Raw genomic sequence first — 14,793 nt, 5'->3', positions numbered from 1 at the left:
AAGCCAATCTCTTGCTCAAAACTGCTAATTTGGGATAAATGGCTTTATGACGAACGGCTAAAACACACATGCCCCTTTACTATTAAGAAGCAGAACTACACAAATATGAATAAACAAAAAAGGGCAATAACATTGCTGTTATTGCCCTTTCATATTCTAAGTTAGAATCTAGCCTAATGTCCTTCAGACACCATGTTGACAGTATACTTGGGGATATCAATCACTAAGTCACAATCAACCACTTTAGCTTGGCAAGATAGACGACTCTCAGGCTCTAAACCCCATGCTTTATCAAGCATATCATCTTCTAACTCATCGCTTTCTTCTAGTTGGTCAAAGCCTTCACGAACAATACAATGGCATGTAGTACATGCATTCGACTTTTCACAGGCGTGTTCAATGTGGATGCCATTTTTTAATGCAACATCTAAAATGGTTTCGCCAACTTCGGCTTCAACAACTGCTCCATCTGGACACAGCTCTTCATGTGGTAAAAAAACTAACTGTGGCATTTCATCACCTATATATTATCGACAGACTGACCTTTCAGCGCTGCTCGAATTGAATTGTCCATACGACGATTAGCAAACTCTTGAGTTTGTGCATCTAATGCTTCAATCGCTTTTTCAATAGCGTCGGTATCTTCACCCTGAGCAGTTAATTGTAACTGTTCAATGGCGGTATTAATCTCAGCTTGCTCTTGAGGATTAAGTAAATCGGCATCTTTGGCTAATGCTGCGCTCAAGGTTTCTACCACTCTTGAAGCTTCAACTTGTTGCTCAGCTAACATTCGACGAGTGATATCATCTTTCGCATGTTTCATTGAGTCTTTTAGCATAGTCGCGATTTCGGTATCAGATAAACCAAATGAAGGCTTAACTTGAATCGTGGTTTTAACTTCAGTTGATTTTTCCATCGCTGTAACACTCAACAAGCCATCAGCATCCACTTGGAAAGTCACCCGAATATGCGCTGCGCCTGCAGCTAATGCAGGAATACCATTTAAGGTAAAACGCGCTAATGAGCGACAATCATCTACTAGCTCACGTTCACCTTGTACAACATGAAAAGCCATAGCCGTTTGGCCGTCTTTAAATGTGGTGAACTCTTGTGCTCTGGCAACAGGAATGGTGGTATTACGCGTAACGACTTTTTCAATTAACCCCCCCATGGTTTCGATACCAAGGGAAAGCGGGATCACATCCAGTAATAATAAATCTGATTCTGGCTTATTGCCCACTAAAATATCGGCTTGAATCGCAGCGCCAATGGCAACAACGCGATCTGGGTCAATAGACGTCAGTGGTGCTTTTTTGAAAAAGCTCTCAACTTGCTCACGTACTAACGGTACACGAGTAGAGCCGCCAACCATGACAGTTTCAATAACTTCATCAGCAGTGACATCTGCATCACGTAAAGTGCGGCGACAACTTGCAATGGTCTTTTTAACCAGTGAGCCGATTAATGACTCAAACTCAGCTTTTGAAACTTCAGTATTTACCGTATCGCCATTATCTAGAGTGACAGACGCAACACAAGTATCAGTATTGGTTAATTGCTCTTTGACTCGACACGACTCAATTAATAACTGACGCGATAAAGAGGCAGAAAGGTCATTAAGCCCTAAAGCTTGCTGTAAATGCGCTTGTAAAAGGTGGTCAAAATCATCGCCGCCTAGCGCAGAGTCGCCGCCAGTTGCTAAGACTTCAAATACGCCACGATTAAGACGAAGGATTGAGATATCAAAAGTCCCGCCACCTAAATCATAAATAGCAATAACACCTTCTTGCTTAGTATCTAAACCATATGCAATAGCTGCAGCAGTAGGTTCGTTTAATAAACGTAATACTTTAACGCCCAATAACTCAGCAGCATCTTTAGTGCCTTGACGCTGTGCGTCATCAAAGTAAGCAGGTACAGTAATTACCACACCTTCTAAATCACCACCTAAGGTTTTTTCAGCACGGCTAATAAGCGGTTTAAGAATTTCTGCAGATACTTGAACAGGATTAACAGCACCATTAGCCGTATTAAAAATAGGAAGACCATTGTCACTGGCTGTTAAATCGTATGGCAGTTGATGCTCACCAGCTTGAATATCGGCAAGGCTTCGCCCCATAAAACGTTTCACTGAAACTATGGTATTTTTAGGATCTTTGGCAGAGTGAATTTGAGCTGCTACGCCAGTTTCGATAATGCCGTCCCCGTAATGCACAACCGAAGGTAGCGAATGCTGGTTGTCACTATCAGGTAAAGTCAGTGCTTCACCACTTCTCACAGCCGCAACTAATGAATTTGTTGTACCTAGGTCGATGCCCACAGCTAGGCGGTGCTGATGTGGCGCAGCGCTTTGACCGGGCTCAGCGATTTGAAAAAGGGCCATAGTATTCCAATTGTTTAGTAATCAAGAATCATTCAAAAGATAATAAAAAGCCCTGTTACAGTAACAGAGCAAATTGTTAATCTAGTAGTGAATCTTCAATTCTTGCGAGTTCATCCTGCAATTTTGCCATAAATTTTAGCTTTCTTATTTGATCCGCTGCAGATAAATTATCTTCATCTGTGTTGGTTACTAATAATTGGGCAAGTAATTGCGAAAGTGTCTTTTCAAAGTCAGCAAACGATTGGTACAAATCATCAATTGATTCATCAGCTTGTTGACTATCTTTGATATCTTCTAGGGATTCACGCCATTCCATTTGCTGCATCAAAAAAGCGGTATCTTTGACTGTAGTGGTTTCATGGCTTATATCAATGCCACGTAAACTCAGCATGTGCTCTGCACGTCTTAATGGATTTTTTAGCGTTTGATAACCGTCATTAACCTGCGCTGTACGTTGCACAGACAGCAATTTTTGCTGTTCAGACTCGTTAGCAAATTTATCGGGATGAACCGCCCTTTGCAGTTCGCGATAGCGCTCTGCAAGGTTAGCGGTGTCGATATCAAAGGAAGGTGTTATTTGAAATAATTCAAAGTAATTCATTGGCAGATATCATGCTCTATGTTGGTAAATTAGAGTGAGGCTCTACTGCTACACAGTAAAGCTTTCACCACAACCACATTCACCTTTGGCATTAGGATTGTTAAATTGGAAACCTTCGTTTAGGCCTTCTTTAACAAAATCTAATTCAATGCCTTGAAGATAGATAAAACTTTTAGCATCGATAATGATGTTAACGCCTTCAATCTCAAAAACATCATCATCATCGTTAGCTTCATCAACAAACTCAAGCACGTAAGCCATACCAGAACAGCCAGATGTTCTTAACCCTAGGCGTAAACCCAAGCCTTTTCCTCGATTAACTAGGAAAGATTTCACTCGTTCAGCCGCAGCTGGGGTCATTGTTATTGCCATCTTAACTCCGGTATTACTTGTCTTGCTTTGATTTGTACTCATCTAATGCTGCTTTAATAGCGTCTTCGGCTAGAATAGAGCAATGGATTTTAACAGGCGGTAATGCAAGTTCTTCAGCAATGTCAGCATTCTTAATCGTTGCTGCTTCATCAACACTTTTGCCTTTAACCCACTCTGTTACCAGCGAGCTAGAAGCGATTGCGCTACCACAACCGTAAGTTTTGAATTTAGCATCTTCAATGATACCGTCTTCGCCGATTTTTAGTTGAAGCTTCATCACGTCACCACATGCTGGTGCGCCAACCATACCTGTTACCACTGAAGGATCATTCTTATCAAATGAACCCACGTTGCGTGGATTTTCATAATGTTCGATTACTTTTTCGCTGTAAGCCATAACAATTCTGCTCCGTTTATCGCTATCGATAATAATGTATTAGTGATGTGCCCACTGAACTTGGTCCAGATCGATACCATCTTTAAACATCTCCCAAAGTGGAGACATTTCACGTAACTTACCGATAGAGTCATCAATTACTTTAATTGCATGCTCGATATCTTCATCAGTGGTAAAACGACCAATTGAGAAGCGGATTGAGCTGTGTGCCATTTCATCATTCAAGCCTAATGCACGTAGTACATAGCTAGGTTCTAAACTTGCAGAGGTACAAGCTGAACCAGAAGATACGGCTAAATCTTTTAGCGCCATCATTAATGACTCACCTTCAACAAAGTTGAAGCTCACATTAAAGATACCGCAGTAGCGTTGTTCCATATCGCCATTGATATAGGTTTCTTCGATATGCTTAATGCCAGCCCATAGCTTGTCACGTAGACGAAGTATGCGCGCATTATCTTCAATCATATCTTGCTTAGCGATAGCTGCTGCTTCACCTAAGCCAACGATTTGGTGGGTAGCTAATGTGCCACTACGCATTCCACGCTCATGACCGCCACCATGCATTTGAGACTCTAAACGAATGCGTGGTTTACGACGCACGTATAATGCACCAATCCCTTTTGGTCCATACATTTTATGGCCAGAGATTGAAATCAAATCTACTTTAGTCGTTTTCACATCAATCGGTAATTTACCTGCACTTTGTGCAGCATCCATGTGGAAGAAAATACCTTTTGAGCGACATAATTCACCAATTGCATTGATGTCTTGAATAACACCAATTTCATTATTCACATGCATGATGCTCACTAAAATTGTGTCATCACGCATTGCACCTTCAATCACTGATAATGGGATAAGTCCATTGTCACCTGGTTCAAGGTAAGTCACTTCAAAGCCTTCGCGCTCTAACTGGCGACAAGCATCAAGTGTTGCTTTATGTTCTGTCTTACTGGTGATGACATGCTTGCCTTTCTTGTTATAGAAATGCGCAATACCTTTAATAGCAAGGTTACTTGATTCAGTCGCACCAGATGTGAAAACAATTTCACGGTGATCGGCATTGATTAAATCAGCCACTTGATTACGAGCAATATCAACTGCTTCTTCGGCTTGCCAACCGTAGCGGTGAGAACGTGATGCAGGGTTACCAAACACACCGTCCATTGTCATAAATTGGACCATTTTGTCGGCAACACGTTTGTCGACAGGGGTTGTTGCGGCATAATCTAAATAGATAGGAAGCTTCATCATACACTCCGTACTGAGTAGTCATCTGTGTGACCACTTACAACGTACATATATTGTTATCGATACATCAACACAAAACTACAAAGTAACTCTGTGCTCATTCTGCATTTCATCTTGCTTTAAAGAGATAAATTGAACATCTCGTTTATGCATTAATCCAGCAAGCGTAATGCCATCTAAAAATTCTGAAATCTGTTTACTTAAATCTCCCCATAAAGAATGGGTGAGACAACGGGAGCCACTTTGGCAATTCCCTTTTCCCTGACAACGAGTCGCATCAACTGACTCATCTACAGCATGCACGACCATGCCAACAGAGATATCGTTCGCTTCTTGCCCAAGACGATAACCGCCTCCAGGGCCACGAACACTAGATACAAGACCATGTTTACGAAGCTTAGCGAAGAGTTGCTCAAGATAGGAAAGCGATATTCCCTGTCTTTCAGAGATATCCGCTAAGGGAACTGGCCCGGTGGCTGAGTGAATAGCAACGTCCAGCATAGCTGTCACTGCGTAGCGACCTTTTGATGTCAGTTTCATAACGTTATTTGCTCCCATATACTATAGGGCAATTTCACCATACCCGAGTAAATTAGTCAAGTATTTAACCTACTAAATCACTCAAGTATTATATCTCGTTCGCGTCTAACAATTTAGGTCTTAAAAATTGCAGGGGTATTTAACCTTTTTATACCGCAAGATTCAATGCTAGAGAGCTAATAATTGACCGAATATGTGATAAAACTGCAGTATGTCAAAAAAAATTGATTACTGTGAAAACCCGACCACTTAGAAATAAAAAAGTCGATACCTTTAAATGGGTATCGACTAAGTCATTTTCAAGGCTAATGCTTAAATAATTGGATCGAACTTATCAATTTCTTGAATTCGCTTCTCAGCAGCTGCTTGCTCTGCTTCTGTAAAGTTATCAACATTGAGTTCAGGTAACTTTTCAGTGCAGACTTCGCCGCCCATGGTTTGTACTGCTTGGCAAATCTCTTGTACTTTTGAGTCCATTAAGTGCATGTGATCCAACATCTGACCAATGGCACTTGCTACAGGATCAGGATTATCTGGCGATACTGCATATGCATCAAAGCCGTACTTCTTAGCCATAGCACTGCGGCGCTCAGTTTGCTCTTTCGATTGCTCGGAAGGTTTTGCCACAACGCGAGCAGGAATACCCACAACCGTTGTTTCTTTGGCAACATCTTTAACCACAACCGAATTAGAACCCACTCTTGCCCCGTCATGCATTGTAATTGGTCCAAGAATTTGAGCGCCTGCGCCAACAACAACATTGTTCTCAAGCGTTGGGTGACGTTTGCCTGCTTGCCAAGTGGTGCCACCTAATGTAACGCCATGATAAAGCGTACAGTCATCGCCTATCTCGGCAGTTTCACCAATAACAACCCCCATACCATGGTCGATAAAAAATCGACGTCCAATGGTTGCGCCAGGGTGGATTTCAATACCAGTGAACCAACGTGAGAAGGTAGATAAACATCGTGCTAGCAAATGCCATTTAGCATTCCAAAGCTTATTGCTAATGCGGTGAATCCAAATCGCATGCATGCCTGGATAGTTTACTAAAATCTCGAAACTACTATTTGCCGCTGGGTCGCGGTGATAAATAGATTCAATATCTTCCTTCAATCGCGCTATCACGCCCATGTCACAGTCCTTCTTTTACAACTTCGAATGTCTTACTTACTTCGTTATACAAATGACACTAACAACAGTTTATGACTCTTTGTCTTTGCTGCTATCTTCTTGCGGCATTTTTTTATCTATCGAGGTTAAAATACCGCGCAGAATATTCATTTCAGCCGTCTCAACTCTGGCACGACTGAATAAACGTTTCAGCTTAGTCATAATCTGACCTGGATGATTTTTAATAATGAAATTGGTTTTAGTCAATGTCGACTCAAGATGAACATAAAAGCGTTGTAAGTCTTCTGATAGTGGGTATTCCTCTTCAAAAGTTGCTTTTTCATCCAACGCTAAATGTGCCATGCGGGTTTCATAACAAATGATTTGCACTGCCTGAGCTAAATTAAGTGAGCTATATTCAGGATTGGCTGGGATAGCAACATGATAAGTACACTCTTGCAGCTCTTCATTACTTAAACCGTGGTTTTCACGACCAAATACAATAGCAACAGGCCCTTTTAGACTCTCAAGTGCTAATTTTTCGCCCGCCTCTTTTGGAACAAGCATTGGCCAATCTAAGGTTCTGCTACGTGCACTTGTTGCAATAACTAGGCTGCAACCTTCAATGGCCTCAGATAATGAATCAACAATGGTGACGTCTCTAATCAAGTCGGCGGCACCTGCTGCAAGTGCGATTGATTGACCATCAGGCTCAACTCTTGGTTCTGCAAGGTACAGATTTGATAAGCCCATGGTTTTCATGGCTCTAGCAGTAGAGCCGATATTTCCGGGATGAGATGTCCCAACTAAAACAACGCGTATATTACTCAGCATGAAACTACTTTAATTGTCTAAAAAACTATTTGCGGATAGTAACACAAGCAGCAATTAATTCCTTATATGAAAATCTGCATTTGATAAACCTGTCAAAATGCGTATAATTACGCGGCTGATTTATTCGTTCTTTAACATCCAGGGGATTGCTATGCATCCGATGCTGACTATTGCCACGCGCGCTGCACGCGCTGCGGGCCAAACTATTATGCGCGCCTATACTGAACTCGACAAAGTTGAAGTTGATTCAAAAGGTCTAAATGACTTTGTAACAAGTGTAGACAAGGAAGCAGAAGCTACCATCACATACCAAATTCGCAAGTCTTACCCAGACCACACGATTGTTGGCGAAGAAGACGGTGAAAACCGTGGTTCTAATAAAGATTATGTATGGATAGTTGATCCTTTGGATGGTACCAACAACTTCGTTCGTGGTATCCCTCATTTCGCAGTATCTATCGCAGTTCAATATAAAGGCAAAATTGAAGTTGCCGTTATTTACGATCCTGTTCGCGAAGAATTATTCTCTGCAGTACGTGGCCAAGGCGCTAAAGTTAACGACTTCCGCCTACGTGTAACAGGTGTAAATGAACTAGCTAATACCATGATAGGTACTGGTTTCCCGTTCAAGTCTCGTCAACACACTGAAACCTACATGAACATTCTTGGTGAAGTATTCCCAGTATGTGCTGATATTCGACGTGCAGGTTCTGCCGCGTTAGATTTAGCTTATGTAGCAGCTGGTCGTTTAGACGGTTTCTTCGAAATTGGTCTTAAGCCATGGGACATTGCAGCAGGTGATTTAATCTGTCGTGAAGCTGGCGGTACCGTGACTGACTTCACTGGTAACCATAATTACCTAGCATCTGGTAACGTTGTTGCTGGTTCGCCTAAGGTGACTTCAGAGCTTGTTAAGATCATGCGTCCTTTATTGAATGAAGGCTTAAAACGCTAATCACTTTTCTAACAACATACCGTTAGAACATAAAACCGCCAGACTTAATTGTTATTGGCGGTTTTTTTATGTCTGCGATTTATCAATGGCTTATTGTATAAATCATATAAATTTATCTTTTTTGATCTGGATCACTCAGCAAACTGGCTCCTAGCAGAATATACTGAATTATCAATTAGATTTATAACAAGAGATAACATCATTATGCCGCTCCCTATCCTTCGTCAAATAGGCATCAAGAGCCTAAAAAGCGTTGAACACGTCGTTTTATTTATTATTTCCGTTGCGACCGTGTTTGCTATCGGCGAAGAAATCCTCCACATGTTCGAAATTAGAACAGTCGAGCTGGCAGATTTACTCTTACTATTCATCTATCTCGAAGTATTAGCTATGGTGGTTAACTATCTAGAGTCAGGTAAATTACCAATCCGCATGCCGATTTATATCGCCATTGTGGCCCTAGCCCGTTATTTAATTCTGGATATGAAAGGTATGGATGACTGGCGTATTTTGGCTATTTCGATTTCCACCATTGTACTTGCCTGCACCGTTATTGTTATACGCTGGGGTCAACTCAAACTGCCATACCCGAAGAATAAAGATTTAGATCATTAATCAGTAACCTCTCAGCACCAATCAAATATTGATAATTAAAGCGATAAGTAACTAACTTATCGCTTTTTTTATGGATGTTGATTAGTATTAATTAAGTGCATAAACAATGTACATAAACAATGTGCATTAACAAAAGCCAACACGGAGTGACGCGGCAATGTCTAATGAACCCACAGGATTTGAAGAAAAACGAAACTCATTAAGAGTGGATATGGAAGCTGAGCGCATTCTATTACATTGGATTGATAGTGCCGGCGAGCCTAATGAAGATTACGGTGTTTGTATTGACTTAGCACGCAAAGGGATACTCATTGATTACAAAAGCGCTTTCGAACTTGGAGATTTAATCGCTATCACCTTTAATCAAAATACAGAAAAACAAAATACTATTAAAGGTCAAGTATGCCGCTGCACACAAGCAAATCCGCAAAGCTTTCACATTGCATTGCAATTACTTTGATAATTCACCGGTAATGTCTGAGATAACCAATTACAAATTGGATTATTAATATAAAAATTTTTATTGCCGCTGATTTCAATACTTCTGATTTAATGAGTTATTTTCTACTATGATTAATTTAGGGCGATAGATATCTCATCAAATAAGGTAGCGCTATGATAATACTGGTAGGTGGAGAAAAAGGCGGCAGCGGCAAGAGTTGTTTAGCTCAAAACCTTGCTGTATATGTTACCGATACTTTTAAAGCTAATGTATTAATGGTTGATTGTGACCCTCAGCGCACAACATCAGATTGGATCCAAGCCCGCAACACCCAAACTGACTTAAAGCCAATTAATTGTATTCAGCTTTACGGTAAAATCCGTAATGATTTATTAAGCTTGGGCGAACGCTTTGACTACGTCATTGTCGATTGTGGTGGTCAAGATAATCTAGCAATGCGTGCAGCCATGTCAGTGGCGACTTATGTCGTCATACCGCTAAGGCCAAAACGTCGAGACTTAAAAACCTTACCTCACATGGAAGACATGCTCAGTACCTGTAAAATGGTTAACCCTAAAATGGTGGCAACTGTCGTCATCAGTCAGTGCCCTGCACTTCCCTCTCAGTTCAAGCGTATTCTAGAAGCTAAAGATGTTGTTAAATCATTTGGACTTACAGCACTAAATGCGGTGACCTTTAACCGCAATATTTACGATGACAGCGAAGAAAGTGGCTCGTCTGTGTTAGAGATCGATCCTGAAGGCAAAGCCGCACAAGAAATTAGCGCCATTGCAGAAGAATTATTTGCCATCCCACCTGATAACAACTTTGAGTTTTAATCTTGTAATTCATTTTGGGGTTAAAGATTATATTAATGCTTAATTTGACGCATAAGCAATTATTAATTACTAATTACCACCAGACCCTGTTTCATCAGGGTTGATTATCTAAAAACAAATGTCAGTGTATTGCTAGTGCAGATACAAAATGTGATCTTTGCTAACTTATCACACAAAAACCGTTGCTCATTTAAGTTTGCTGCGCCAAGATCGTTTAAGCACTTTATATTGCACTAATTTACTTTCTGCTGACATAACTTAAGTTTGAATCAATAGGCTACCTCTATGGCACTTATTCTCCTCCTGACCCAACAGATGTGCCTGTACCTTGTTATCGTATACCTGTTCAGTAAAACCCCCTTGTTCAAAATGTTTGCTGAAACATCAACTCGCTTACCCCATAAGATTTTTATCTATGTGGTGTTTTCAAGCTTTTGTATTATGGCAACTTATTTTGGTGAGCAAACCACAGGTGCCATTGCTAATACACGGGCAATGGGGGCTGTGCTCGGCGGATTGTTAGGAGGGCCAGTTACAGGGTTCTTCATTGGGTTAACTGGTGGGTTACACCGCTACAGTTTAGGTGGGTTTACCGACCTCGCCTGCGCCATTTCAACCACTTTAGAAGGCCTTTCAGCAGGAATGGTCAGCTATTACCTCAAACGTAGCGGTAATTTAGAGCTAATTTACAATCCGCTTTTAGTTTTCTTAATCACTTTTTGTGCTGAATTAATGCAAATGAGCATTATTTTATTAGTCGCTAAACCTTTTGATCATTCCTTAGAGTTGGTAAGAGCAATCGCGCCGCCTATGCTACTGGTTAACTCTTTAGGTGCAGCTTTGTTTATGAGTATGATCCTCGATCAAAAAACTATGTTTGATAAACTGTCCTCTGCTTTCTCAACTAAAGCATTAAAAATTGCTGAGCGCAGCGTAGGCTTGCTGTCTAAAGGCTTCAATCAGCAATCCACCAGCAAAGTCGCACAAATTATCATTGAAGAGACTCAAGTGGGTGCTGTCGCTATTACCGATAGAGAAAAGCTGTTAGCTTTTATTGGCATAGGGGATGACCATCATATTCCAGGCACTCCTATTTCTTCCCAAATTACCTTAGATGCCATAGCGAATAACACGGTAATGTTTGCCGATGGCGTCGATACAAGCTATTGCTGCTCTATTGCTGATAAAAGCTGCCGGTTAGGCTCAAGCCTTGTTATTCCGCTTCGCTGTGAAAATGAAGTGATTGGCACCATCAAACTTTACGAACCTAAAAATAAGTTATTTTTAAATATCAACAAAACCTTAGGTGAAGGGATAGCAAAACTGATGTCGAATCAGATCTTGTTTGGCCGCTATGAGCAGCAGCAAAATTTATTGACTCAATCTGAGTTGAAATTATTACAGGCTCAAGTGAATCCTCACTTTTTGTTCAATGCTTTAAATACTATCAGCGCCATTATTAAACGTGATCCACAAATGGCAAAGCAACTGCTACAGCAACTTTCACAGTTTTTACGGATCAATTTAAAACGAACCACAGGTCTTGTTAGTCTCAGTGATGAACTTGAGCACATTGAGGCTTATCTCTCTATTGAGCGAGCAAGGTTTATCGATAAACTACAACTAGATATTAATATTCCTACACGGTTACATTATTTGCGCCTGCCCGCTTTTACCTTGCAACCCATTATTGAAAATGCGGTAAAACATGGTACTTCGCATTTAATTGAACAAGGGGTCATCACTGTCACTGCAGAAACAATAAATGAAGAGTTGATATTAAAAGTCACTGATAACGCAGGTTTATACAACCCTCCTGAACATTCAGAAGGGCTTGGAATGAACATTGTTCATAAACGTATTCAAAACCAATTTGGTGATCAATATGGGGTAAAAGTAGATTGTCAGAAGGATAAATTTACCTGTATTTCAATCCACCTTCCTTATTCAGGAGATGTATGATGATTAGCTGTTTAATCATTGATGATGAACCATTTGCCCGCCAGCAATTAGCTGATCTTTTAGTATCAGAAGCTGACTTTAAAATTATCGAACAATGCAGTAATGCCATTGACGGCTTACATGCCATTAATAAACATCAACCTCAGGTAATATTCCTTGATATTCAAATGCCAAGAATTACCGGCTTAGAACTTATCAGTATGCTATCGCCAGACAACATGCCACGAGTGGTATTTGTCACCGCTTTTGATGAGTATGCCGTTAAGGCCTTCGATAATAATGCATTTGATTACTTGCTTAAGCCCATTGAAGATAATCGCTTTAAGCAAACCATCGCCAAAGTCAGAAATGATTTAACTCCACAAGCGATTCAATCGATTGCGCCTGAATATATCGAACACTTACCTTGTTATTGCGGCAATAAATTAAAAGTTGTTGCCACTGAAGAAGTTGAATTCATTTATAGTGATGTTGGCGGCATTCATGTAAATGCCAGTAACAACTATTGCCATACTCAATTAACGTTAAAGGTGTTAGAAGAAAAAACCCCATTAGTGAGATGCCACAAACAGTACTTACTCGCACCGAGAGCGATTTCAGAAATTGAGTTGCTCGATACAGGAGCGGAAGTCACCACCCACAGTGGTAAAAAAGTCCCAGTTTCTCGACGTTATTTAAAGCCGCTTAAACAAGTGCTCGGTTTCCAGTAATATCGCTAATGAATAAGTACAAGTCCAAAAAACGCTAATTGACGACTTAAGGTGAATCAGAATTCAAAGGCGACAGTCTAATTCTATTTTCACCTTGACTGCTTAACGGATAGTAATAACGCTGAGTTCATAGCACTCTCTCTCATTTCTTAGTTTAACCGCTTAATCTGCCATAGTACCGCTTAGCCTCTCAAATCGACCCATTACCCAGTTTGTCCTTTTTTCTTGCCTTAACCTCGTTAAAGTGGCGCCATTGAAAATGGGAGATGTTTAAAATGACTTGGTTTTTACTTTGTGTAGGCTTGCTAATTGGCGGCTACTTTATTTATGGTGCGTTTGTTGAAAAGGTATTTGGGATCAATACTCAAAGACAAACCCCCGCATTCACAAAAACTGACGGCGTGGATTACGTTCCAATGTCGAAAGGAAAAGTGTACTTAATTCAACTATTGAATATTGCAGGTGTAGGTCCTATTTTTGGTCCAATCCTTGGTGCACTTTATGGACCTGCAGCCATGTTATGGATTGTGTTCGGTTGTATTTTTGCCGGTGCGGTGCATGATTACTTCTCTGGTATGTTATCAGTTAGAAATAACGGCCAATCGGTACCAAACCTTGCGGGTAAATACTTAGGTAAACCAGCAAAACATTTCATGAATGTGTTTGCCATAGTTTTATTGTTACTTGTGGGTGTGGTATTTATTTCAGCCCCTGCAGGCTTATTAAGTAAGCTAACTGGCTACGACATGGCTATCTTTGTTGGTATTATTTTCAGCTACTACTTAATTGCTACTTTAGTGCCTGTAGATAAAATCATTGGCCGCCTCTACCCATTCTTTGGCGCATTGTTAATGTTCATGTCTGTCGGCCTGACCTTAGCCATTATTGTTTCAAGCGAGCACTCATTGCTACCTGGTTTTGAAGCAAAAGATTTTTTAACTAATTTAAACCCGAATGATATGCCACTATGGCCTGCATTGTTTATTACCATTGCCTGTGGCGCCGTATCTGGTTTCCATGCCACACAATCACCATTAATGGCACGTTGTGTTGAAAATGAATCTAATGGTCGTTTTGTATTCTTCGGTGCAATGATTGGTGAAGGTGTTATCGCATTAATTTGGTGTGCTATCGCATTATCATTCTTTGGCGGTATTGAAGGTCTTAACGCAGGTATGGACGGTAATCCAGCTAATGTGGTTTATGCTGCTTCAAACGGTTTACTTGGCGCTGTAGGTGGTTTCTTAGCTATCTTAGGTGTAATTGTATTACCGATTACGTCTGGTGACACCGCATTTCGTTCTGCACGTTTGATCTTGTCAGAATTTTTCAAGATGCCACAAACTCAAATCTCTAAACGTTTATTACTGGCTATTCCATTATTTGTGATTGGGGCAATTTTGACCCAAGTTGATTTTGGTATTATTTGGCGCTACTTCGGTGTTGCTAACCAAACAACGGCAGTATTGATGCTTTGGACTGCTTCAGCATATTTACTACGTCACAACAAACTACACTGGATTTGTACCGTACCTGCAATGTTCATGACCTGTGTTGTGATTAGCTTCTTATTAAGCTCACCGACATTAGGCGCTGGCTTGAACATGACGGTATCGACTATTGCAGGAGTAATTTCTACTTTAGTGATTACCGCTTTGATTATGGTAAAAACCAAAGGCAAAGGCGAAGGCGAAGTTGAAGATGATGAAGAGTTAACGCAAACCTTATCAGGTAAAGCCTCAACTGAAGCTTAACGATTCACCATTCATTAAACGT

General features: G+C 40.7%; 16 protein-coding genes. 7 read left to right on the top strand and 9 right to left on the bottom strand.

All coding sequences use genetic code 11. The annotated features are described in order from the left end of the window. Window positions 1-173: 173 nt before the first annotated feature. The 9 genes from fdx to trmJ all read right to left on the bottom strand — a co-directional run bounded on the left by fdx (window position 174) and on the right by trmJ (window position 7,494). A complete protein-coding gene (fdx, locus tag QPX86_RS08280; protein ID WP_102526364.1) occupies window positions 174-512 on the bottom strand; it encodes an ISC system 2Fe-2S type ferredoxin in 339 nt (112 codons plus the stop codon). An 8-nt stretch (window positions 513-520) separates the two neighbouring features. Next, a complete protein-coding gene (gene hscA / locus QPX86_RS08275) occupies window positions 521-2,383 on the bottom strand; it encodes a Fe-S protein assembly chaperone HscA (protein ID WP_285164895.1) in 1,863 nt (620 codons plus the stop codon). A gap of 76 nt (window positions 2,384-2,459) precedes the next feature. After that, window positions 2,460-2,984: a co-chaperone HscB gene (gene hscB, locus QPX86_RS08270; protein WP_220755119.1), complete on the bottom strand. Its 525-nt coding sequence runs from the start codon at window positions 2,982-2,984 to the stop codon at window positions 2,460-2,462. Window positions 2,985-3,032: 48 nt separating this feature from the next. Further along, the gene (iscA, locus tag QPX86_RS08265) at window positions 3,033-3,356 is read right to left on the bottom strand and encodes an iron-sulfur cluster assembly protein IscA (protein WP_102526361.1); all 324 of its coding nucleotides are present in this window, start codon (window positions 3,354-3,356) and stop codon (window positions 3,033-3,035) included. A gap of 13 nt (window positions 3,357-3,369) precedes the next feature. Further along, entirely contained in the window at window positions 3,370-3,753 is a 384-nt protein-coding gene (gene iscU / locus QPX86_RS08260) for a Fe-S cluster assembly scaffold IscU (protein ID WP_102526360.1), read from the bottom strand. Between the two features lie 39 nt (window positions 3,754-3,792). Next, window positions 3,793-5,007 (bottom strand): IscS subfamily cysteine desulfurase, encoded by a 1,215-nt coding sequence (locus tag QPX86_RS08255; RefSeq protein WP_220755118.1) that lies wholly within the window; start codon window positions 5,005-5,007, stop codon window positions 3,793-3,795. A 78-nt stretch (window positions 5,008-5,085) separates the two neighbouring features. Further along, window positions 5,086-5,547, bottom strand: a complete 462-nt coding sequence (iscR, locus tag QPX86_RS08250) for a Fe-S cluster assembly transcriptional regulator IscR (RefSeq protein WP_220755117.1) — start codon at window positions 5,545-5,547, stop codon at window positions 5,086-5,088. A 312-nt stretch (window positions 5,548-5,859) separates the two neighbouring features. Then, on the bottom strand, window positions 5,860-6,681 hold the full coding sequence (cysE, locus tag QPX86_RS08245; protein WP_220755116.1) for a serine O-acetyltransferase: 822 nt from the start codon (window positions 6,679-6,681) through the stop codon (window positions 5,860-5,862). A 69-nt stretch (window positions 6,682-6,750) separates the two neighbouring features. Beyond that, window positions 6,751-7,494, bottom strand: coding sequence for a tRNA (cytosine(32)/uridine(32)-2'-O)-methyltransferase TrmJ (gene trmJ / locus QPX86_RS08240; protein ID WP_285164894.1), 744 nt, complete (start codon window positions 7,492-7,494; stop codon window positions 6,751-6,753). A gap of 151 nt (window positions 7,495-7,645) precedes the next feature. On the opposite strand from trmJ, the gene suhB reads away from it, so the two are divergent. The 7 genes from suhB (at window position 7,646) to QPX86_RS08205 (ending at window position 14,771) form a co-directional block, all read left to right on the top strand. Next, window positions 7,646-8,449, top strand: coding sequence for an inositol-1-monophosphatase (gene suhB / locus QPX86_RS08235; protein ID WP_220755114.1), 804 nt, complete (start codon window positions 7,646-7,648; stop codon window positions 8,447-8,449). Between the two features lie 204 nt (window positions 8,450-8,653). Next, window positions 8,654-9,064 carry a phosphate-starvation-inducible protein PsiE gene (locus QPX86_RS08230; protein WP_220755113.1) on the top strand — a complete coding sequence of 137 codons (411 nt, stop codon included), beginning with the start codon at window positions 8,654-8,656 and terminating at the stop codon, window positions 9,062-9,064. Between the two features lie 157 nt (window positions 9,065-9,221). Next, window positions 9,222-9,524 (top strand): PilZ domain-containing protein, encoded by a 303-nt coding sequence (locus tag QPX86_RS08225; protein WP_220755112.1) that lies wholly within the window; start codon window positions 9,222-9,224, stop codon window positions 9,522-9,524. 155 nt (window positions 9,525-9,679) lie between these two features. Continuing rightward, window positions 9,680-10,345: an AAA family ATPase gene (locus tag QPX86_RS08220; RefSeq protein ID WP_220755111.1), complete on the top strand. Its 666-nt coding sequence runs from the start codon at window positions 9,680-9,682 to the stop codon at window positions 10,343-10,345. A gap of 285 nt (window positions 10,346-10,630) precedes the next feature. Beyond that, window positions 10,631-12,307, top strand: coding sequence for a sensor histidine kinase (locus QPX86_RS08215; protein ID WP_285164893.1), 1,677 nt, complete (start codon window positions 10,631-10,633; stop codon window positions 12,305-12,307). Then, window positions 12,307-13,017 (top strand): two-component system response regulator BtsR, encoded by a 711-nt coding sequence (gene btsR / locus QPX86_RS08210; RefSeq protein ID WP_220755109.1) that lies wholly within the window; start codon window positions 12,307-12,309, stop codon window positions 13,015-13,017. Before QPX86_RS08215 ends, btsR begins: the two co-directional genes overlap by 1 nt. A gap of 275 nt (window positions 13,018-13,292) precedes the next feature. Continuing rightward, window positions 13,293-14,771 (top strand): carbon starvation CstA family protein, encoded by a 1,479-nt coding sequence (locus tag QPX86_RS08205; RefSeq protein WP_285164892.1) that lies wholly within the window; start codon window positions 13,293-13,295, stop codon window positions 14,769-14,771. Window positions 14,772-14,793 lie beyond the last annotated feature (22 nt).

The sequence above is a fragment of the Shewanella goraebulensis genome (genome assembly GCF_030252245.1).
GTDB lineage: Bacteria > Pseudomonadota > Gammaproteobacteria > Enterobacterales > Shewanellaceae > Shewanella > Shewanella goraebulensis.
The sequence above is the reverse complement of the archived record's forward strand: the minus strand, read 5'-3'. Positions and strand labels throughout refer to the sequence as shown.

What these genes read in the sequence shown, in the direction of transcription:
- QPX86_RS08225 (WP_220755112.1), top strand. Translation starts at nt 9,222, where the DNA reads ATGTCTAATGAACCCACAGGATTTGAAGAAAAACGAAACTCATTAAGA.
- fdx (WP_102526364.1), bottom strand. Translation starts at nt 512, where the DNA reads ATGCCACAGTTAGTTTTTTTACCACATGAAGAGCTGTGTCCAGATGGA.
- QPX86_RS08215 (WP_285164893.1), top strand. Translation starts at nt 10,631, where the DNA reads ATGGCACTTATTCTCCTCCTGACCCAACAGATGTGCCTGTACCTTGTT.
- iscR (WP_220755117.1), bottom strand. Translation starts at nt 5,547, where the DNA reads ATGAAACTGACATCAAAAGGTCGCTACGCAGTGACAGCTATGCTGGAC.
- hscB (WP_220755119.1), bottom strand. Translation starts at nt 2,984, where the DNA reads ATGAATTACTTTGAATTATTTCAAATAACACCTTCCTTTGATATCGAC.
- hscA (WP_285164895.1), bottom strand. Translation starts at nt 2,383, where the DNA reads ATGGCCCTTTTTCAAATCGCTGAGCCCGGTCAAAGCGCTGCGCCACAT.
- iscA (WP_102526361.1), bottom strand. Translation starts at nt 3,356, where the DNA reads ATGGCAATAACAATGACCCCAGCTGCGGCTGAACGAGTGAAATCTTTC.
- btsR (WP_220755109.1), top strand. Translation starts at nt 12,307, where the DNA reads ATGATTAGCTGTTTAATCATTGATGATGAACCATTTGCCCGCCAGCAA.
- trmJ (WP_285164894.1), bottom strand. Translation starts at nt 7,494, where the DNA reads ATGCTGAGTAATATACGCGTTGTTTTAGTTGGGACATCTCATCCCGGA.
- QPX86_RS08220 (WP_220755111.1), top strand. Translation starts at nt 9,680, where the DNA reads ATGATAATACTGGTAGGTGGAGAAAAAGGCGGCAGCGGCAAGAGTTGT.
- suhB (WP_220755114.1), top strand. Translation starts at nt 7,646, where the DNA reads ATGCATCCGATGCTGACTATTGCCACGCGCGCTGCACGCGCTGCGGGC.
- QPX86_RS08255 (WP_220755118.1), bottom strand. Translation starts at nt 5,007, where the DNA reads ATGAAGCTTCCTATCTATTTAGATTATGCCGCAACAACCCCTGTCGAC.
- QPX86_RS08205 (WP_285164892.1), top strand. Translation starts at nt 13,293, where the DNA reads ATGACTTGGTTTTTACTTTGTGTAGGCTTGCTAATTGGCGGCTACTTT.
- cysE (WP_220755116.1), bottom strand. Translation starts at nt 6,681, where the DNA reads ATGGGCGTGATAGCGCGATTGAAGGAAGATATTGAATCTATTTATCAC.
- iscU (WP_102526360.1), bottom strand. Translation starts at nt 3,753, where the DNA reads ATGGCTTACAGCGAAAAAGTAATCGAACATTATGAAAATCCACGCAAC.
- QPX86_RS08230 (WP_220755113.1), top strand. Translation starts at nt 8,654, where the DNA reads ATGCCGCTCCCTATCCTTCGTCAAATAGGCATCAAGAGCCTAAAAAGC.